The sequence below is a fragment of the Bacillus sp. 2B09 genome, from assembly GCF_003946835.1.
In the GTDB taxonomy this organism is placed as follows: domain Bacteria; phylum Bacillota; class Bacilli; order Bacillales; family Bacillaceae; genus Bacillus; species Bacillus altitudinis.
The window spans coordinates 532,066-551,994 of sequence record NZ_RPSG01000001.1 but is presented as its reverse complement, the minus strand read 5'-3'; the positions used below and the strand labels follow the sequence as shown (position 1 = coordinate 551,994).

The following is a 19,929-nucleotide window of genomic DNA, read 5'->3' as shown; positions in this document are numbered from 1 at the left end:
GATCCAGAGAGATCGTTTTTTCTATTTAATATAACTGTTTTGTCTGCCAGTAATGGTTCGCATTAGACTGGTCATTTTGAGCTCGATGACTGGTTGTGCAACAGTTTTAACAAATGTACTAGATAGGGTAAAGGTTAAGAGGACCGTAAGTAGCAATAGAATCAATACACTTGCCGTATTTAGAGCCCAATCATCAAACCAAGTCGTTCTTAAAAGCTTAATCACAAAGCCATGAAGTAAATAGACATATAACGTTCTTGTGCCCCATTTGGTAAAGAAAAACCGGCGTGTAGGGACTAATGCAAAGAAACTAAAGGTAGCAGCAAATGCAAGTAAATACCATGCCATTCGTTTCATCGCTGCAATGAGTCCTTCATCTCCAAGAGAAGCGTAAGACTGTGACCCAAATAAAAAGGAATAATCGAATTCATAAAAATAGCAAAACATGAACACGGCCATCAGTACAAGAAGTGCAGTCAGTTTCCCTTTGCTTGTTCGGATAAATTCAAAGTGCTGCTTTTTTAAATAAAAGCCAGCTAAAAACATCGGCAAAAAGACAAATGTACGAGATAGGCTGAGTGTATCGCTAATGCTGTCCACGTAACCGACAAGTAACGCCATCGATAAACTGACGATCATTGCCCAGTGGAATGGCAGTTTTGAAAAAGGAATGAGTAGTAAGTTCCAAAAGAATAAACTGATTAAAAACCATAAAGACCATTGCGGATCAATCGGATTTAAGTTAGAGATGCTTTGATCCTGTAAGAAATAATAATACACAGAATAGATTACCTGAAAAATCAAATATGGGATGATCAGCTTAACTGCGACTTTTTTCATAAAACCTGGTTTTCTAAAACCTTTGGCAAAGAAGCCAGACACCAATATAAAAGCGGGCATATGGAATGTATAAATAAATTTATATAAGTAGAGTATCCAGTCATTATCATGTATGAATGACCGTAACAAATGACCAAAAACAACTAGAAAAATCAGAAGAAATTTTGCATTATCAAAATAACTGTCTCTCGTGGACGTCATAACATCACCTTTCCTGCTTCATTTCGAACATAAACGTTCTAAGTGCACTGTTCCCTCATTTGCCCCATTTTAAAATACAAATTGGCTCATTTCGCTATTTGATGTGAAATTGTAGAGCGGTTGTAAAAGAAGCGTAAGAAAAGAGAATCGTTATACAATCGTGTCATCCAAATGAAACAAATGAAGCAAGCCTCGTGTAAAAAGTTCTCTTTTTTTATGAGTCGAATGAAGGAACAATGAAAATCTTGTAGAAATATTGTAGAGGAATGAGGCTGGAAAAGGAGTGTAAGAGAATGACTGAAACGCTCGATGGTGCGAAAAATATCAGAAAATTAGAAAAAGAAAACGAATATTTGCGAAATGAATTGATACAGCACAAAATGCTGTTAAATAAGACGTTAGATGCCATTTTTATATTTGATCAGCACCTCAACATTATCCAAGCCAATGAAGCGACATGCAGGCTTGTCCAAACACCGAAAGAAGACCTCCTCAATAAATCCGTTCTAGATTTCCTATACGGCATCCCGAAAAACAAAATTGACTGCTCACTTGAGATTTTTTTTCGAAAAGGAACTTTAAAAAGAGAGATCTCTATTCAACTAGAAAATGGAGAGACAAAATATATTGAATTTGCAGCAGAGCACGACGTGGTGAATCAACAATATATTGTCGTCATGCGTGATATTTCTTCAAAGAAAATATTAGAGCGAGAACGCTCGATGAATGAGCAGCTGTTTAAAGATTTATTTGATCGAGCGATCGACGGTATGGTCATTTTTGATCAGGATGGTTGTATGATTGACGCCAATCACTCTTTTTGCCAGAGCTTTGAACTTCAAAAAACAGATTTAACAGATCGCTACTTAAATGAATTTGTTGAAGAAGAAAATCTTCCAGCGCTCCAGCAGCTCTTAACTTCATTGAAAGAAACAGGGAAAGCAAAGGGAGAACTTCCTGTTACCCTTCAATCTGGGCAGAACAAATTATTCGAACTGACCATCACATCCAATGTGATGAGTGGTTTTTACATGTCCATCATGCGTGATATTACAGAAAAAAGATTAATGGAAGAAAAGCTGCTAAAAAGTGAAGAACGTTTTAGAGAAATATTCGAAAATGCGATGGATGCCATCATCATTTGGGCGGATGATGGAGAGATTGTCAGGGCAAATGAATCCGCCTGCCGAATTTTCGAATTACCGATGCAGCAGCTGATTGGCAAGAAACTCATGGATTTTCTAGTCAAATCTGATCGCAGATACCGGCCGACAAGAAGACGGTATATCAGGAATCTTGAAATCAGAGAAGAACTCCTCTTTAGAATGGCGAATGGCCAATTCAAAGAGCTTGAGTTCACCTCTAAGCATGCGGTATTAGAAGGGCAGCACTTAACCATTTTACGGAATGTCAGTGACAGAAAGCGAATGGAAGAGGAGCTGCGAGAAAGTGAGCTCAAATTCCGTAAAGTATTTAATGGCTCTATGGATGGCATTGTTCTTTTCGATAATCAATACCGGATTATTGATGTGAATCCTTCCGCAAGTGAACTGCTTGGCCTCAAAGATGATCACTTAACGGAAATGAACCTTTTTCATATCCTTGCGCCATATCAAATTGAAAATTTGGCGCAGCCAGCTCAGGCGATGTCATTAGACGAGATGGACAATGAAGTTCCATTTGTGCTTAACCATCCAGATCAACGTATTTTGGAGTTTTCTTTTAAACGAAATATTATTCATAACATGAATTTGGCCATCTTTAGAGATGTGACTGAACGCAAGGAATTAGAAGAGCGGGTAAGAAAATCGGATACGCTTCATGTTGTCGGAGAGCTTGCCGCTGGAATTGCTCATGAAATTAGAAATCCAATGACAGCTTTAAAAGGCTTCATTCAGCTGCTCAAAGGAAACATTGAAGGGGAGTATTCGCTCTATTTTAATGTCATCACATCAGAGCTAAAAAGAATCGAATCCATCATTACAGAATTTTTGATTTTAGCGAAACCGCAGGCCATCATCTATGAAGAAAAAAATGTCGTGCAAATTGTCAAAGACACGATGGACCTTCTTCACGCACAGGCCAATCTTGGCAATGTGCAAATGCACTTAAATGTGCTGGATGATATTCCGCTCATCTACTGTGAACAAAATCAGTTAAAGCAAGTCTTTATTAACATTTTGAAAAATGCGATTGAAGTAATGCCTCAGAAAGGAAATGTTTACGTGAGCATTCAAAGGAAGGGGGAGGAGCACATTGTGATTTCTCTTCGTGATGAAGGCTGCGGCATGACAGAGGATAAACTAAAGCGTCTCGGAGAACCATTTTATACAACAAAAGAAAGAGGCACTGGACTTGGGTTAATGGTTAGTTATAAAATTATTGAAGAGCATCAAGGAACCATTGAAGTAGAGAGTGAAGAAGGGGTCGGAACAGTGTTCCATCTCACGCTTCCACTCCGGCAGCAGAAACAAGAAGGGGAGCTTTAATGTGTATTATACAGTCTATACCGCACCAATCGGGGCATTATACATACTAGAGAAAGATGGTGCCATCATTGAAGTGAAGTTTGATGATGAATCGTTTTTGGTCAAAGAACAGAGAGGCCATTTTAAACAAGAAGACACGCCTGTATTAAAAGAAGCGAAAAAACAGCTGGATGAGTATTTTAAGGGCGATCGGAAAGTGTTCGATCTCCCGCTCAAGCAAGCAGGCTCTCCGTTTCAAGAGCAAGTGTGGGAGGCACTTTCTACTATTCCGTATGGTGAATCAAAAAGCTATGCTGATATTGCAGAAGCGATCGGCAATCCAAAGGCTGTCAGAGCCATTGGACAAGCTAATAGACGCAATGCATTGCCAATTTTTATCCCGTGTCACCGGGTCATTGGAAAAGACAGGACTCTGACTGGCTATGCAGGGACGAAGACAGGGATGAAAGCGATCCTGTTAGAATTAGAAGGCATCCCATTTGTTCAAAAATAAATGAATTGACCTGTTCCAAATGTTTAGTGAGCGACATATCCTTTTATTAAGCTAAAAAAGTTGGTCTAGGGAAAAAGGAGGCTGCTAACATGTTATGGGGCAAAAAAGATAAAATGTACGCCGTCACATCACTATGTGTCAAAATGAACGTGTTGACAGAAGAACAGAAAAAAGAAATATTAGCAAAAACAAACGAAACAAAAAAGCGCGGTGCTCTTAAATGATAAGAATCCCGCGCTTTTGTTTGATTAAAGTGACACGCTTTCAGTAAATAGTGCATCAATCTCTTCTGTATAGTTGGAAGTGATAATGCCTTTTTCTGTAATGATCCCGGAAATGAGATGGTGAGGAGTGACATCAAAGGCAGGGTTAAATACCTGCACCTCAGGAGGCGCAATTTGGATGCCGTTTAATTCCTTTACTTCCTGCGGGTCGCGTTCTTCAATCGGAATATCTGATCCATCCTGAGTTGACACATCAAAGGTCGAAAGAGGCGCTGCCACAAAAAATGGAATTTGAAAGTGTTTAGCCAAAATAGCCAGACTTAACGTTCCAATTTTATTTGCTGTATCACCGTTTCTAGCGATTCGATCTGCACCAACAATAACGGCAGAAATTTGTTTTTCTTTCATCGTATGGGCTGCCATATTATCCGTGATAAGCGTCACATCTACACCGCCCTGCATCAATTCCCATGTCGTCAGACGAGCGCCTTGAAGGACAGGACGTGTTTCACATGCGTAAATGTGAAGATCGAGGTTTTTCTTTTTCGCTAAATAAAAGGGTGCAAGCGCTGTTCCGTACCGGCTTGTGGCAATCGAGCCTGCGTTACAAATGGTCATAATTCGATCACCAGATTTAAAGAGCTGAAGAGCATTTTGACCGATTTGCCGACATGTTTCTTCATCTTCGATTTGAATTTGAATGGCTTCATGGACAAGATCAGTTTTGGCTGCATTCACCGAAGCAGCACGCTCAATGCGCTGATAAAGCCGGTCTAATGCCCAGGCAAGATTCACAGCGGTTGGACGAGCACTGTTTAAATATTCTTTCAGGCGAGCGACTTCTCGCTTAAAGAGATCAATGTCTTCTGTATCAATCTCTTGTGCACTGAGTGCGAGCCCAAAAGCCGCTGTAATGCCAATAGCAGGTGCTCCGCGCACTTTTAGCGTCACAATGGCATCATACACATCTTCTTTTGTATATAAATGCTCAAACACGGTTTCAGCGGGTAATTTTTGCTGATTCAAAATGTTGATACGGTTTTCTTCCCATTCGACGGAACGGGGAACTTCAAATTCTTTAGACAAAACTCGTCACTCCTTTACAGTTTGCTGGAATAATGCGACGAGGTCAGACGCTGTTTCCACTGCTTGATATTGTTTGATGAATGTTTTTCCTAGTGTAAGTGCTGCTTTTTTCTGCTGAAGCCTTCTAGAATGTGATGGAATCGCATCGAGATCAGCCGCATGTGCAAGACCGATGGTTCGGCGAACAAGCTCACAGCCAGCAAAGCCGGTGGCTTCTTTTAAAATACGGTCAAACGTTGTTTCTAAAAAGCTGTCCGATACACTAAACGCTTCAATACTGTCTTCTTTCCATGCTTTTGTGAACACTTCTTTGAATGTTGCCCACACATTGACGACATGATCAAAAAGGTGCTGCTGATCCTGCTCATTCTCATGAGATAAAGCATTTATGAACAGATTGGCAATAAAGTGACCGATATCGAATCCGAAAGGACCGTAAAAAGCGAACTCTGGATCAATGATTTTCGTTTCCGTTTCGTTTGCAAAAATACTGCCTGTATGAAGATCTCCATGTACCAGTGTTTCAGCAGAGGTTAAGAAGATCCGTTTCAATTCGGCTGCTTTTGCTTGCAGTTCAAGATCAGCCCATAGTGCTTGTGCCTCTTCTCTTAATTCCTCTTCGAAGTCATTCGTTTCGCTGTCAAAGAAAGGATCTGTGAAGACGAGTTTTTCTGTAATGTCACAAAGATCAGGGTTCGTAAACTGTTTCACGAATTGTTTTTTGATTTTAGGATTTGTGGCAAAGTCAGACGTGTAAAATAGTGTTTTGCCTAAAAATTCTCCGACATGATCTGATAAATACGGATAATGTTTTCCGGCAATTAGCCCTTTTCTGACGATTTCAAGGTGTGATAGATCCTCCATTGCCGTCACTGCAAGAGCTGTATCCGAATAATAGACGGCTGGTACAAGATGAGGTGCATACTCTGATTGCTTGATGAGTGCTGCACTTTCAATTCTTGCACGATCTAATGTCAGCGGCCAGCTTTCTCCAACGACTTTTGCGTAAGGAAGGGCCTGTTTGATAATCAGTCCTTTTGCTTGTTTGTGATCATAAATATGAAAGACGTAATTTAAATTTCCGTCACCGATTTCAGTGCATGTTAAATGACTGCTCTCCTGAATCAATCCAAGTCTAATGGCAAGTGCAACTGCCGAACTCTCTGTTAATTCTTCATATGATGCCGTAAGTGTAACCAATTGCTTCCCCTCCAAATCATATAAAAAAGCCTCTTTCTCCTGAGAGAAAGAGGCTTGATGGCGTGTATGCTCGAAGCCTCTCTTATCTCTCAGCACATACGTCTGATGGAATTAGCACCGTGCCCTATAAGACAATGAATTGTCTTGGCGCTGTTCTTGCTGCGCCCCACTTCACAGTGGTATTAACGGTCGGTTGCTGTTGGGGTCAAAAGGCCAAATCCCTCGCCCAACTCTCGATAAGAGAAATCAATATGTAATTGTTTCATGTCTGCTTGCATTTCTTAATTCTAGATATTATCAGAGCTGCAGTTCACATGTCAATCTTTTTTCAAAATTGCTTTACAATTCATAAAACAATCCATTACAGTGATTGTATTGTCACGTAACTTGAATAGAAGGTGAAAAAATGGAATTCCAGCAATCAGATGTATTGAAACATTTACCGAAACAATTTTTTGCGTCGCTTGTACAAAAAGTACAGAAAAAAGTGCAGGAAGGGGCAGATGTGATTAATTTAGGTCAAGGAAATCCTGATCAGCCCACTCCTCCACATATTGTGAAAGCGATGCAGGAAGCGGTAGCAAAACCTGAAAATCATCAATACTCCTCATTCCGCGGGACAGCGAAACTAAAAAAAGCTGCAGCTGCTTTTTATGAAAGAGAATATGGCGTCACGCTTGACCCAAAGACAGAGATTGCCATCTTATTTGGAGGGAAAGCGGGACTAGTCGAGCTGCCGCAATGTTTACTGAATCCAGGTGATACGCTGCTTGTTCCAGACCCAGGATATCCTGATTACTGGTCAGGCGCTGTGCTTGCCGGAGCTCATATGGTCACAATGCCTCTTCTTGAACAAAATGACTTTTTGCCTGACTACCACCAACTGTCTGATGAAGATAAGGATCAAGCAAAATTGATGTACTTAAATTACCCAAATAATCCGACTGGTGCGACTGCAACCCGGACATTTTTTGAAGATACTGTTGCGTTTGCGAGTGAAAATAAGATGTGTGTTGTCCATGATTTTGCATATGGCGGCATAGGATTTGATGGCGAAAAGCCCCTCAGTTTCCTGCAAATAGACGGAGCAAAAGAGACAGGTATTGAAATCTATACATTGTCCAAAACGTATAATATGGCTGGCTGGAGAGTCGGTTTTGCAGCAGGGAATGCCTCTGTTATCGAAGCCATTGAGCTTTATCAGGATCACCTGTTTGTGTCACTGTTTAAAGCAACTCAAGATGCAGCAGCAGAAGCACTTTTAAGCGATCAAACGTGCGTCCAAGTACAAAATGATCGGTACGAAAAAAGACGAAACACTTGGATTGCTGCATGCAAAGAGATTGGCTGGGACGTCAGTGCGCCAAAGGGCTCGTTTTTTGCTTGGTTAAAGGTGCCTGAAGGGTATACATCGGAAACTTTTTCTGATGTATTATTAGAAAAAGCACATGTTGTTGTGGCACCCGGGAATGGCTTTGGTGCTCACGGTGAAGGCTACGTCAGAATCGGACTTTTAACAAGTGAGGAGCGACTAAAGGAAGCCGCTGATCGTATCGCTGCCTTGCAGTTATTTGAAAAAAAGCCATTGACAACGTAAAAAAATGGTGCGATAATTCAGGCAATATTTAAGAAAATTGAATATTCTTATCAAGAGTAGGCAGAGGGACTAGCCCAATGAAGCCCGGCAACCGACTTCCATGAAGCACGGTGCTAATTCTTGCAGCAAGCGCTGAGAGATAAGATTCGGATGAATGAGACGAAACCTCTTTAACGCGCTGATCAAGCACTTAAAGAGGTTTTTTTATTGACCATATACAGGACGCAATCGAAAGGGGATTCCTAGTGAGTGAACTACTGGCAACATACGTACTAACACATCGAGAGGATGAACAAATAGACCGAAAAGCAGAGCAGATCGCACTTGGGTTAACGGTCGGGTCATGGACGGACTTGCCGCAGCTCAAAAAGGAGCAGCTGAAAAAACATAAAGGCCGTGTGGTGAGCGTAAAAGATCAGTCTCCCGCAAATGGTGGTCTGTATCAATCAGAGGTGACCATTGCTTATCCTGAGGCAAACTTTTCAGCTGATATACCAGCGGTGTTGACGACGATTTTTGGTAAACTTTCACTGGATGGAAAAGTAAAGCTAGTCGATATCGAATTTTCGGAAAGGTTTAAACGCTGTCTGCCAGGACCGGTATTTGGCATTGAGGGGATACGAAAGAAAGTAGGCGTGTTTGATCGGCCACTATTGATGAGTATATTTAAAGGCGTGATCGGCCGTGATATGGAGGATTTAAAAGAACAGCTCCGCTTACAGGCTTTAGGTGGAGTAGACTTCATCAAAGATGATGAGATTTTATTTGAAAGCCCATTAGCGCCTTTTGAAGATCGAATCAAGGAAGGAAAAAAGATATTAAAAGAAACATATGAAGAGACAGGACATCGCACGCTTTATGCTGTTAATTTAACTGGTAGAACTTTTGATTTGAAAGATAGAGCAAGAAAGGCAGCCGAACTCGGGGCTGATGCGCTTTTATTCAACGTTTTTGCCTATGGACTTGATGTCATGCAAAGCTTGGCTGAAGATCCAGAGATCCCATTGCCGATCATGGCACATCCGGCAGTGAGCGGTGCAATGACATCCTCTCCAGACTATGGATTCTCGCATTCCCTTCTTTTAGGCAAATTAAATCGATATGCTGGCGCTGATTTAAGTCTTTTTCCCTCTCCTTATGGATCAGTCGCCCTTCCGAAAAAAGATGCCATGGGCATTTTCGAAGCATGTGTGAAAGAGGATACAGTTCAACAAACATTTCCTGTTCCTTCAGCAGGCATTCACCCGGGTATGGTGCCGATCTTAATCAAAGATTTTGGACTTGATCATGTCATTAATGCAGGCGGGGGAATTCACGGACATCCGCGGGGAGCAATCGGAGGAGGGAAAGCCTTTCGTTCAATCATTGATGCGGTGGTCAAAAAAGAGTCTATCGAAGAAAAAGCATCAACTTGTCAAGACTTACAAGCAGCACTTGATCTTTGGGGAAGGGTAGCAGAATAAATGAAAAAACCAATTGTATGTTGTGATTTTGATGGCACGATTACGAAAAATGATAATATCATTCGCATCATGAAGCAGTTTGCTCCAAAAGAATGGACGAAATGGAAGGATGGTGTTCTAGCAAAAGAGATCACGATCCAAGAAGGCGTCGGACAGATGTTTCAGTTACTGACGAGTGATCAGAAAGAAGCCATTCGGTCATTTATTTTAGAGGATACAGAGATTCGTGAAGGATTTGAACAGTTTGTCGATGATGTCAAAAAAGCAGACATTCCTTTCTATGTACTCAGCGGCGGTATGGACTTTTTTGTCTATCCCATCCTTGAAGGGATTGTCGAACAAGAGAATATTTATTGTAACCATGCATCATTTAAAGAAGACCATATTCAAATTGAATGGCCGCATGCCTGTGATTCAGAATGCCAAAATGGCTGTGGCTGCTGCAAGCCTTCCATTATTCGAGAGCTGACGCAGGAAGATGATTTTATTATCATGATTGGAGATTCAGTGACTGATATTGAGGCAGCGAAACATGCGGATCTCACGTTTGCGCGTGACTATTTACTGAACGAATGTAAAGAGCTAGGGCTCGTACATAAAGAGTATGAAACATTTGTTGATCTAAAAGCGCAATTTGATCAAATAAAGGAAGTGAAGGAATGGCAGACGAGAAGAGTAAACGCTGGAAGGAACTAGCAGACGTCAAACGTGAATTGGCACAAAGAGACTGGTTTTACGGAACGAGCGGCAATTTATCGATAAAAGTGTCGGATGATCCCATTACGTTTTTGGTGACGGCAAGTGGCAAAGATAAACGAAAAGAAACCGATGAAGATTTTGTTCTTGTTGATGCAGCAGGTCAGCCGGTTCATCCGAATGAGCCGCTCAGGCCATCAGCTGAAACACTGCTTCACACATACGTTTATGAGCGGACGAAAGCAGGATGTTGTCTTCACGTCCACACGATCGATAACAATGTCATTTCTGAGCTGTATGGCGATAAAGGAGAAGTTCGTTTTAAAGGCAACGAAATCATTAAAGCGCTTGGTTATTGGGAAGAGGATGCAGAAGTTGCTGTTCCTATTATTGAAAACCCAGCTCATATTCCGCACCTTGCAGAGCAATTTGCAGTGCACCTGACGGACGATGCTGGTGCTGTACTCATTCGTAATCATGGCATCACCGTTTGGGGGAAAACCGCATTTGAAGCCAAACGAGTCTTAGAGGCTTATGAATTTTTATTTACCTATCATTTGAAAGTAGCGCTTTATCAAAAGCAGCTTGTTAAATAAAAAGGAGGAAACACACATGGCGACCATTTACATTCATAATGAAGAGAACACGTTACTTGAGAACGAACAAGAGGTCCGGGCGTATTTAGAACAGCAAGGGGTCATTTATGAACATTGGGATATTGAAAAACTACCAAAACAGTTATCAGAAAAGTACGATTTAACAGATGATGAAAAGGAAGAAATTTTAACTGTGTTTCAAGAGGAAATAAAGAGTATTTCCGAGCGAAGAGGATACAAAGCGCAGGATGTGATTTCATTATCAGATGCGACCCCTAACCTTGATGAGCTGCTTCAAAACTTTAAACGTGAGCATCATCATACGGATGATGAAGTCAGATTTATCGTGAGCGGTCATGGAATCTTTGCCATTCAAGGCAAAGACGGCGTCTTTTTTGATGTGAGACTGAATCCAGGTGATTTAATTTCTGTGCCTCCAAATATTCGTCACTACTTTACACTTCAAGAAGATCGTCAAGTCGTCGCCGTTCGTATATTTGTCACAACTGAGGGCTGGGTGCCAATTTACGAAGAAGAAACGGTTTAATAGTGGGAGCTGATCATTTCGCATGAGGCGGAAGATCAGCTTTTTTTTAGGAAAATAGACATAAAATGAGAGAGAAAATAGTTGATTTTGGTCTTCTGCATAGGATAAAATTCTGTTTAATCAATGTGTCAGTCCTGTCCAATTTTGAAGTTTACCCCCAGAATTCATTGGGTAAAAGGTCTTTAGGCTGTAAAAAATTAAATAAAATAAGCATATTTAATTTAATTTACAAATAAAGTATAATTTTGGTGTCGGATCATTTAGAGCGTAGACAGACGAATTCATAGCGGGAGCTGAGATCATGAATATTTATGTACGGAAAGAACAGCTATTAATGTCAATTGATGAAAAGAGAAGACAAATGGTAGAAGCTGCTCAAGTAGAAGGCTATACAGGTGAGACGACAATTAAATATAGTCAAGAACTGGACAACTTGATGAATGAGTATCAATATCTTCTTTTTCATGAACAACAATCTGTTGCTTCCTTTCATGATCTTGTATCACAAATGAGTCTCCTTTCTGTCAATCGTCCTTCTTATTGACATCAAAAAACCGGTCTTGCCATTAGCAAAACCGGCTGAATGTTTCAGCTATTAGTGTGCAGAAGGGAGCATGATGATCACGGTTGTTCCTTTATTCACTTCGCTCTCGATATCGATTGTCCCCCCATACATCGAAATGATTCGTTTACACACAACAAGCCCAAGACCTGTTCCTTTTTCCTTCGACGTAATAAAAGGGAGGAAGATATGTTTCAGCATCTCTTCTGGTATACCTTCACCTGTATCTTTCACTTTTATGATGACCTGTTCTTTTTCAGCCTCAATGACAATCTTCAAATGACCGCCATTTGGCATCGCTTCTAACGAGTTTTTCGCTACATTCAATACCACTTGTTTAATGTGATCCTTCGTGCAATACACGCCAACATCTTGAATGGTATTGATTTGCAAATCAACCTCGACATTATAAAGGTTCGCCTCAGAAAATACAATTGGCATGATCTCACTCACAATTTCTTTCACAGAATTATTTTGCCACTTTTCAGCCGTTGGTTTTCCTAGCACAAGAAACTCACTGACGATTTGGTTAATCCGTTTAATTTCTTCCTCGATGACAGAAAAATAAAGCTGATCCTCTTCTGAACGATACTTCTTTTGCAAAAGTTGAATAAACCCGCTAATGCCTGTTAATGGATTGCGAATTTCATGCGCTGTACTTGCCGCGAGTGTTCCAATGAGTTCAAGTTTTTGTGCTTCATTTTGGTGGCGTTCCTGCTGGGTTTGTCGTCTTAAAATGATATATTGGACGAGTGTGAATAAGATATTTAAGAGAATAAATGCACTGGATAAAGGAAACAGCATCACAGACAGTACTTCACTTGTTGTCGCACGCTGCGGAAAAACCTCCAGCTTCCAGCTGTTTTCATCTAAATATGTAGACACGGTACTATCACTTTCAGATGCTGGCTGTGGACCACTTGTAAACACAACGTCTCCATTTTGATTCAGCATCTTAAAATGAAGCTCTGGGTTTAATACATTCATAATATTTCTTAAATAATCAATTTGAATCGCAGCGACTAGCACATCCGTGACTTCGTCGTTTTCATTCAAAACAGGGACACAAATGGAGAGAATCCGCTGCTTAGTAATGCGGCTTACATAGTTATCTGTGATGACGGTCTGTTTTGTGACTTGAATACGTTTAAAGTAATCTCTAAATGACAGGTTGATTTTTTCCTTTAATGGTGTGGTGCTGGCTGTGACATTTCCTTTTTGGTCTAGGAGATACAGGCCTGAAAAACGAGGTTCTTGTTTATAGATTTTCTCTAGGATGTTTTGTACTCTTTTCGTTTCAAGCGGCTGGTCAAATCCCATGGCAAGGGAAGTTAATCTTGCTTCTGTTTCACTGATTAAATAATTCATTTGGTTTTTGTGAATATTTAACATAAGTGTAGCGGTTTGTTTGTTTTTTACATCAATTTTCTCAGTTTCTTTTTCGTAGATAAAATAACTAATGATGAGGGTTGGAATCACGACCAAAATAAGGTAAAGCTTGATCTTCTTCCAAAACCCTTTCAGTATACTCATGATTCATCGCTCCAACGTATTACCTAATAGACTTATTATAGCATTGAACCTATCTTTATTACGATGACTTGTGAGATTTTTAAAAAATTAGGTGATTCGTTCTGGTCTCTTTTTCATGCTAAAAATGGTTCAACATGTTGACATTTTACTTATTGTTTATTAATGTCACATTAGTGGGTTGCATTTCATAAAGGATGATAAAAAATGGAAAATCATAATGTTGAGAAATCTTTGAAATTATTTATTGTACTATCACGTGCCTATCGCTCCATTAACCACCACATGAACAAACATATTGTGAAGCACGGTCTGAATCCAACTGAATTTGCTGTATTAGAATTGCTTTATCATAAAGGTGATCAGCCGCTTCAGCAAATAGGTGATAAGATCTTACTCGCAAGCGGAAGTATCACGTATGTGGTTGATAAATTGGAGAAAAAAGAACTCCTTAGCCGGAAAGCTTGTGCAGAAGACCGCAGGGTGACATTTGCACATATTACGGAGCAGGGAAGAGCTTTGCTTGATGACATCTTCCCAGATCATGCAAAAGAGATTCACGAGATGATCAGTGTGCTTAGTGAAGAGGAAAAGGATGCCTGCATCGATATGCTCAAACATGTAGGGCTGCGTGCCAAGCATTTATATGATCATAAAGAATAAACACATAAAAAAGGAAGCCGCTGGCTTCCTTTTTAGTATGTAGACTAATCCTCGCATATGGTGTCAGTCCTGCGCACCGATAAACGACAAGCGCTTTCAATCGCGCTCATAAGAAAAACAAAGGACTAAAATAAACATCATTTTAGCCCTTTGTCATGATCTGAAAGGAAGCTGCTGGCTTCCTATTTATTTTGCTTTTTTCTCAATTGGCAAAATAAGAACTTCGACGCGTCTGTTTTTACTTCTGCCTTCTGCGGTATCGTTAGAGGCAATCGGTTTAAATTCACCGTAACCTTTTGTGCTAAAGTTCTCTTGGTCTAGGTTGCTGTTTTCAAGGAGAATATTTAAAAAGTTGACCGCACGAATGGCGCTTAAATACCAGTTGGATTCAAATTCAGAATTCCGAATCGGAACGTTATCTGTATGTCCGCTAATGACGATATCACGAGCAGGGTTAATGACGAGCAGTTTTGATATTTCTTTGGCTAACGGAACATCCTGCGAGCGGATCACCGCTCGCCCAGAATCAAAGAAGATGCTGTCTTCAATTGTAATAAGCAGACCTTCATCCGTCAGCTTTGTTTCAAGCTTCGAACCAAGTTTTTTATCCGCAATGAATGAATCTACTTGCTTTTTAACCTTTGTTAAAACCGCTTGGTCACGAGCTTTCGCTTTTGCTTCTTCTTCTTCATCTTCTGCTGATTTTTTGGTTTGATTACTGTTTTCTGTTTCTTCGGTGCTCTGCATGCTCGATTGGTCCATTACGCCAGTGCCGCCAGTAAAGACAACATTAAACGATTTAGCCATCTGTTCATATTTTGCCGCATCAATGGAGCTAGATGCAAACAGCACAATGAAGAGGGCGAGAAGAAGCGTAAGAAGATCGGCGTAAGGGATCAGCCAAGACTCATCTACATGGTCTTCATGATCATGTTTTTTACGTTTCCTAGCCATTCTGTTTTTCTCCTTCTTCAATGACAAGATTTGCACGTTCTTTTGCTGGTAAGTACATCAGAAGTTTTTGCTCAATGACCTTTGGAGACTGGCCTTCAAGGACAGAAAGAATCCCTTCAATCATAATGAGACGCAGCTTTACTTCTTCCTTTGATTTACGCTTCAGCTTGTTGGCAAATGGATGCCACAACACATACCCTGTAAAAATCCCTAGCAGTGTGGCGACGAAGGCAGCACTAATCGCATGTCCAAGTGCTTCAATGTCTCCCATGTTTGCAAGTGCGGCAATAAGTCCGACAACGGCACCAAGTACCCCTAGAGTCGGAGCGTATGTACCAGCTTGTGTAAAGATTAATGCGCCTGACTGATGTCTCTCCGACATGGCATCGACTTCTTCTGTTAAGACGTCGCGAATAAATTCAGCACTTTGACCGTCAACTGCCATGCTTAAGCCGTTCTTTAGAAAATCGTCATCGACTTCCTCAAGATTTGCCTCTAATGCCAAAAGACCTTCACGACGAGCAATTTGTGCCCAGTTTGAAAATAGAGGAATCATTTCTTGTATCGTTGGAAGCTTGCTATCTTTGAAAATTTTGCCGAATAATTTTGGTGTTTTCTTAATTTCACTAGATGGGAAGGCAATGACAACAGCTGAAATTGTCCCAACCACAATGATCAATATAGCCGCCGGGTTGATAAGAGCGGTTAGACTCACACCTTTCAAAACCATACCGACACTCAGTGCAATAAATGCTAAAATAATACCAATTAACGATGTTTTGTCCATTATCTCACCAAATCCTTTAACTATCTTTTTCTATAGTTAATATCGGTGTCTTCTAGAAGGGTTTTAGTCAGAATATAAAATTAAGACAGTTTATGTGAAGAAATTTTGACAAAAGCGCTTTCTGGAAGCCGTAAAAAAAGAAAACTCCCTCATATAAAAGGGAGTTTTCAGCGTGTAGGCAAACCCTCGCATTCTTTGTCAGTCTTGCGTGCTGGTGCTCACGAATGTTACATTCGCTCCGCGCCAGTACTCGTCCTTCCTAGGGCTGCAAAGGTTTTCTATCACGCTGAAAAGAAGACAAAGGGCTAAAATCAAGTTCATTTTAGCTCTTTGTCAACAATCTGGAAACTTCATCTTTTTTGAGCTGTTTCATCTAAGAGCAATTCTTTTAATTTTTCTTCATGTATGATTTTGATCAAATCGTAGTTCCAATTGATCATGTGATCCATGTGATCCACCTCTTTTTCTTTTATCGTAAAGGAAAAGAGGCGGGGGAGCGTCGGCGCTCAGATGGAATTTAGACACTGCCACATGATGGAGCTGAAGATCCTCCTTAGGATGTACTTAGCTCTTTTTCACAACAATTTCGTCATGTTCAACATCGACTGTAAATCCAGTAAGTTTTTCTTCTTCAAGCAAGATGTCCGTCATTTGATCTTCAACATGCTCTTGAATCGTTCTTCGTAACGGACGAGCCCCAAATGCTGGATGGTAACCAAGTTCAGCGATTTTTTCTTTCGCTTCGTTTGTGACGTGAACAGTTAGATTTTGTTCTTTTAACTGCTCTGACAAATCTTTGAGCAGAAGATCCACAATTTTGACTAAATCGTCTTTATCTAATGAATCAAACTGAATGATGCTGTCAAAACGGTTCAAGAATTCCGGTTTGAAATAAGCGCTCAGTGAATCAATCAATGATTGTTCTTCGATGGCTTCTTCTTGTTCAGACTGGAATCCGACTTTGACTGCTTTTTTATCTGTGCTGCCAGCGTTACTTGTCATAATGATAACTGTGTCTTTAAAGCTGACGGTTCTGCCTTGACTGTCTGTTAGACGGCCATCTTCCATGATTTGAAGGAACATATGCTGGACATCAGGGTGCGCTTTTTCGATTTCATCGAGCAAAATGATGCTGTATGGTTTTCTGCGAACCTTTTCCGTGAGCTGTCCGGCTTCATCATGTCCAACGTAACCAGGAGGAGAACCGATGATTTTGGACACGGAATGTTTCTCCATGTACTCACTCATATCTAAACGAATGATCGCTTCTTTTGAGCCAAATAATTCTTCCGCTAATGTTTTAGACAATTCGGTTTTCCCGACGCCTGTTGGCCCAACGAAAAGGAAGGAGCCAGTTGGTCTATGTTTTGATTTTAAGCCGGCTCTGCTTCTTTTTACGGCTTTCGCCACTTTTTCAACCGCATGTTCCTGACCAATGACGCGGGCTTTTAAGCGGACATCAATTTCTTTCATTTTTGTTTGTTCGTCTGCTTGCAGTTTGCCGACAGGGATACCTGTTTTTTGTTCTACAATCGACTGAATGTCCTCAGCTGTGACGACATGTTCTTTGACATTTGTTTTGTTTTGCAATCTCGCTTCAATCGCTTCTTCTTCGTCTCGAAGCTTCGCTGCTTTTTCATATCGTTCTTCATTTAAAGCAGCTTGTTTTTCAGCGGCGATTTGCGCAAGACGGTTTGTTAATTCATCTTCACTTGCTGCATCAATGGAGAGATTCGCTTTTGAACCTGCTTCATCCATTAAATCAATGGCTTTATCCGGCAAGTGGCGGTCTTGAATATACCGCGAAGATAATTGAACACACGCTTTAATGGCTTCGTCAGAATAGGTGACGCCATGATAGGCTTCATACTTATCTTGAATGCCTTTTAATATCTCGAATGCTTCATCCTGTGTTGGCTCATCAACCATGACGGGCTGGAACCTGCGTTCAAGGGCAGCATCTTTTTCAATTTGACGATACTCTTTTAATGTTGTCGCACCTACTAGCTGCAGTTCCCCTCGAGCTAGAGCTGGTTTCAAAATGTTTCCGGCATCCATTGACCCTTCGGCAGAGCCTGCGCCTACAAGAAGATGAATTTCATCAACGAATAAGATGATATTTTTACGGCTTTGCAATTCTTTGATTAATTGCTTCATCCGTTCCTCAAATTGACCACGTACACCTGTGTTTGCCACAAGTGAAGAGACATCTAATAAATAAACTTGTTTGTTCTTTAATTTATTTGGTACATCTCCATTTGCAATTTTTAGTGCTAGTCCTTCGGCTATGGCCGTTTTACCAACACCAGGTTCACCAATGAGGACAGGATTGTTTTTATTTCTTCTATTTAAAATCTCAATGACTCTTGTGACTTCTTCATCACGGCCAATGACAGGATCGATTAAACCAGCATGTGCGCCATCCGTTAAGTTCCGGCCAAGCTCATCGAGTAAGCCTTTTTGTTTAGGCCGCTCTTGGCTCGTCGCATGTCCTGCTTGCTCAGAGAAGAATGAACCGCCTCCGAAAAGGTTAGGACCCATTTTCATTTTTGACTGTTCCATCAAAGAGGTATAGCAGTCTTCACATAAAACCATTTGGCTACGGGACGAATTTACTTGCATATTCAGGCGAATCGTTGCTTCATTTACTTGACAATGTTGACAACGCATGAGCCATGACCTCCTTAAAATAAAGTTTGACTTTATTTGACCAATGAATGTTAAATAAAATGGTCTGTTGTTTGACCATCTTTGACTATAGTATACTCTGACCTATTTTGACTTTCAACTGTTTTGCTCATAGCTGAATGAAAAATCCTTTTTTGCATTTAATCATGGTTTGTCCTTCTTTTCAAGGAACTTGTCTCATAGGATAAAAAAGAGACAATCGAAAGTGATGGGTGCGGAGGGGTCATATGAAACGTTCAAATGAATCCGCTTTTCAGCTTGCCTTTGTATATGTAGGAACAGTGGTTGGAGCTGGGTTTGCGACAGGAAAAGAAATCGTAGAATTTTTTGTTCGTTTTGGCTGGATTGGATTGATCGGGATTTTGATTAGCGGTGTTATTTTTACCGGCCTTGGCGCAAAAATGATGCTGATTTCCAAACGAATTGAAGCGGAGTCTTATCAAGATATGAATCGGTTTTTATTTGGAGCTGCTGCGAGTCGATATATTAACATCGTCATGTTTTTTATATTACTAGGTGTTACGTCAGTGATGATTTCTGGAGCAGGCGCTATTTTTGAAGAACAACTTGGCATCTCAAAAGAATATGGTATTTTTTTAACGATTATTTTAAGTGTCATTGTCCTTTTTAAAGGGTCAAAAGGGTTATTTGGTGTCAATGTACTTGTCGTTCCAATGCTGATTTTCTTTTCGCTGATTGTGTTTCTAGACTCATTTGTGTTTAGTAGCGGTGAAAGCCACGTTCTGGGGCTGCAAATGGGAGAGGGCGAATGGATGTTGTCTGCGATTTCATATGGTGCATTTAATTTAGCGCTGTCTCAAGCCGTATTAGTGCCGGTCGCAAACGAAATGACATCCGAAGCCGTTATAAAAAAGGGAGCGGTGCTTGGAGGTCTGATGTTGACACTCATTCTGCTCGCCTGCTTTTTATCCCTTTCTTCATTAGAAATGCTGGAGGCGTATGATATCCCGATGGCTCAAGTGGTGTATCAAGTCGCAAACTCCATTCATCTCATCTATTTATTCGTGATCTTCGGTGAAGTCTTTACATCCGTTATAGGGAATTTATACGGTCTCGAAAGACAAGTGAGGGTGTATATCCGATTGAACAGTACGTATACGATATCCTTTATTCTTCTTTGCTGTTATGTGATCAGTAAAATTGGATACGGCACACTCATTTCAACGGTTTACCCTGTTTTTGGCTATGTCAGTATCTTTTTTATCCTCTTCCTTTGTCTGAAAAAAGTGCCTGCATCAGGTGATAAGTAAAGAAGGGATAGCTTGTACACCAATTATGTGGTACACTATCCT

The 19,929-nt window shown here is 40.6% G+C and carries 18 protein-coding genes and 1 riboswitch; of the genes, 11 read left to right on the top strand and 7 right to left on the bottom strand.

Annotated features, from left to right (window positions below; translation table 11 throughout):
* Nucleotides 1-21: 21 nt before the first annotated feature.
* Nucleotides 22-1,041, bottom strand: a complete 1,020-nt coding sequence (locus tag EBQ12_RS02800) for an acyltransferase family protein (RefSeq protein ID WP_007498757.1) — start codon at nt 1,039-1,041, stop codon at nt 22-24.
* A gap of 293 nt (nt 1,042-1,334) precedes the next feature.
* Between EBQ12_RS02800 and EBQ12_RS02795 the strand changes: the two genes are divergently transcribed.
* From EBQ12_RS02795 to EBQ12_RS19600, 3 genes are all read left to right on the top strand, one after another.
* Nucleotides 1,335-3,530 (top strand): PAS domain-containing sensor histidine kinase, encoded by a 2,196-nt coding sequence (locus EBQ12_RS02795; RefSeq protein ID WP_125588974.1) that lies wholly within the window; start codon nt 1,335-1,337, stop codon nt 3,528-3,530.
* A 1-nt stretch (nt 3,531) separates the two neighbouring features.
* Nucleotides 3,532-4,023, top strand: a complete 492-nt coding sequence (locus EBQ12_RS02790) for a methylated-DNA--[protein]-cysteine S-methyltransferase (protein ID WP_035700525.1) — start codon at nt 3,532-3,534, stop codon at nt 4,021-4,023.
* 89 nt (nt 4,024-4,112) lie between these two features.
* A complete protein-coding gene (locus EBQ12_RS19600; RefSeq protein ID WP_017359454.1) occupies nt 4,113-4,247 on the top strand; it encodes a hypothetical protein in 135 nt (44 codons plus the stop codon).
* Between the two features lie 24 nt (nt 4,248-4,271).
* Here the strand turns inward: EBQ12_RS19600 and mtnA are convergent, their stop codons facing one another.
* Both mtnA and mtnK read right to left on the bottom strand, forming a co-directional pair.
* Nucleotides 4,272-5,333: an S-methyl-5-thioribose-1-phosphate isomerase gene (gene mtnA / locus EBQ12_RS02785; protein WP_125588972.1), complete on the bottom strand. Its 1,062-nt coding sequence runs from the start codon at nt 5,331-5,333 to the stop codon at nt 4,272-4,274.
* Nucleotides 5,334-5,339: 6 nt separating this feature from the next.
* The gene (mtnK, locus tag EBQ12_RS02780) at nt 5,340-6,533 is read right to left on the bottom strand and encodes an S-methyl-5-thioribose kinase (RefSeq protein ID WP_017359452.1); all 1,194 of its coding nucleotides are present in this window, start codon (nt 6,531-6,533) and stop codon (nt 5,340-5,342) included.
* Between the two features lie 406 nt (nt 6,534-6,939).
* Here mtnK and EBQ12_RS02775 point away from each other — a divergent pair, with 406 nt between their 5' ends.
* The 6 genes from EBQ12_RS02775 to EBQ12_RS02750 all read left to right on the top strand — a co-directional run bounded on the left by EBQ12_RS02775 (nt 6,940) and on the right by EBQ12_RS02750 (nt 11,976).
* Complete coding sequence (locus EBQ12_RS02775; RefSeq protein ID WP_052320890.1) at nt 6,940-8,130, top strand: pyridoxal phosphate-dependent aminotransferase; 1,191 nt, start codon at nt 6,940-6,942, stop codon at nt 8,128-8,130.
* Nucleotides 8,131-8,174: 44 nt separating this feature from the next.
* A riboswitch (SAM riboswitch) is annotated at nt 8,175-8,276 on the top strand.
* A 99-nt stretch (nt 8,277-8,375) separates the two neighbouring features.
* Entirely contained in the window at nt 8,376-9,593 is a 1,218-nt protein-coding gene (gene mtnW / locus EBQ12_RS02770) for a 2,3-diketo-5-methylthiopentyl-1-phosphate enolase (protein ID WP_125588970.1), read from the top strand.
* Nucleotides 9,594-10,289: a 2-hydroxy-3-keto-5-methylthiopentenyl-1-phosphate phosphatase gene (locus tag EBQ12_RS02765; protein ID WP_017367123.1), complete on the top strand. Its 696-nt coding sequence runs from the start codon at nt 9,594-9,596 to the stop codon at nt 10,287-10,289. It begins immediately after the preceding gene.
* Nucleotides 10,253-10,885, top strand: coding sequence for a methylthioribulose 1-phosphate dehydratase (locus EBQ12_RS02760; protein ID WP_045034965.1), 633 nt, complete (start codon nt 10,253-10,255; stop codon nt 10,883-10,885). Before EBQ12_RS02765 ends, EBQ12_RS02760 begins: the two co-directional genes overlap by 37 nt.
* A gap of 16 nt (nt 10,886-10,901) precedes the next feature.
* Nucleotides 10,902-11,432, top strand: a complete 531-nt coding sequence (locus EBQ12_RS02755) for a 1,2-dihydroxy-3-keto-5-methylthiopentene dioxygenase (RefSeq protein ID WP_008346104.1) — start codon at nt 10,902-10,904, stop codon at nt 11,430-11,432.
* Nucleotides 11,433-11,733: 301 nt separating this feature from the next.
* Nucleotides 11,734-11,976, top strand: coding sequence for an aspartyl-phosphate phosphatase Spo0E family protein (locus EBQ12_RS02750; protein WP_008346101.1), 243 nt, complete (start codon nt 11,734-11,736; stop codon nt 11,974-11,976).
* A gap of 51 nt (nt 11,977-12,027) precedes the next feature.
* Here the strand turns inward: EBQ12_RS02750 and EBQ12_RS02745 are convergent, their stop codons facing one another.
* Nucleotides 12,028-13,527, bottom strand: coding sequence for an ATP-binding protein (locus EBQ12_RS02745; RefSeq protein WP_008346092.1), 1,500 nt, complete (start codon nt 13,525-13,527; stop codon nt 12,028-12,030).
* Nucleotides 13,528-13,731: 204 nt separating this feature from the next.
* Here EBQ12_RS02745 and mhqR point away from each other — a divergent pair, with 204 nt between their 5' ends.
* Nucleotides 13,732-14,187, top strand: coding sequence for a MarR family transcriptional regulator MhqR (mhqR, locus tag EBQ12_RS02740; RefSeq protein WP_003211701.1), 456 nt, complete (start codon nt 13,732-13,734; stop codon nt 14,185-14,187).
* 186 nt (nt 14,188-14,373) lie between these two features.
* On the opposite strand, the gene motB is transcribed toward mhqR, so the two are convergent.
* The 3 genes from motB to EBQ12_RS02725 form a co-directional block, all read right to left on the bottom strand.
* Nucleotides 14,374-15,141: a flagellar motor protein MotB gene (gene motB, locus EBQ12_RS02735; protein ID WP_024719648.1), complete on the bottom strand. Its 768-nt coding sequence runs from the start codon at nt 15,139-15,141 to the stop codon at nt 14,374-14,376.
* Complete coding sequence (gene motA, locus EBQ12_RS02730) at nt 15,134-15,928, bottom strand: flagellar motor stator protein MotA (protein WP_008346088.1); 795 nt, start codon at nt 15,926-15,928, stop codon at nt 15,134-15,136. Before motA ends, motB begins: the two co-directional genes overlap by 8 nt.
* 564 nt (nt 15,929-16,492) lie before the next feature.
* Nucleotides 16,493-18,598: an ATP-dependent Clp protease ATP-binding subunit gene (locus EBQ12_RS02725; protein WP_074042069.1), complete on the bottom strand. Its 2,106-nt coding sequence runs from the start codon at nt 18,596-18,598 to the stop codon at nt 16,493-16,495.
* A 245-nt stretch (nt 18,599-18,843) separates the two neighbouring features.
* Here EBQ12_RS02725 and EBQ12_RS02720 point away from each other — a divergent pair, with 245 nt between their 5' ends.
* Nucleotides 18,844-19,887 (top strand): YkvI family membrane protein, encoded by a 1,044-nt coding sequence (locus tag EBQ12_RS02720; RefSeq protein ID WP_048003074.1) that lies wholly within the window; start codon nt 18,844-18,846, stop codon nt 19,885-19,887.
* Nucleotides 19,888-19,929 lie beyond the last annotated feature (42 nt).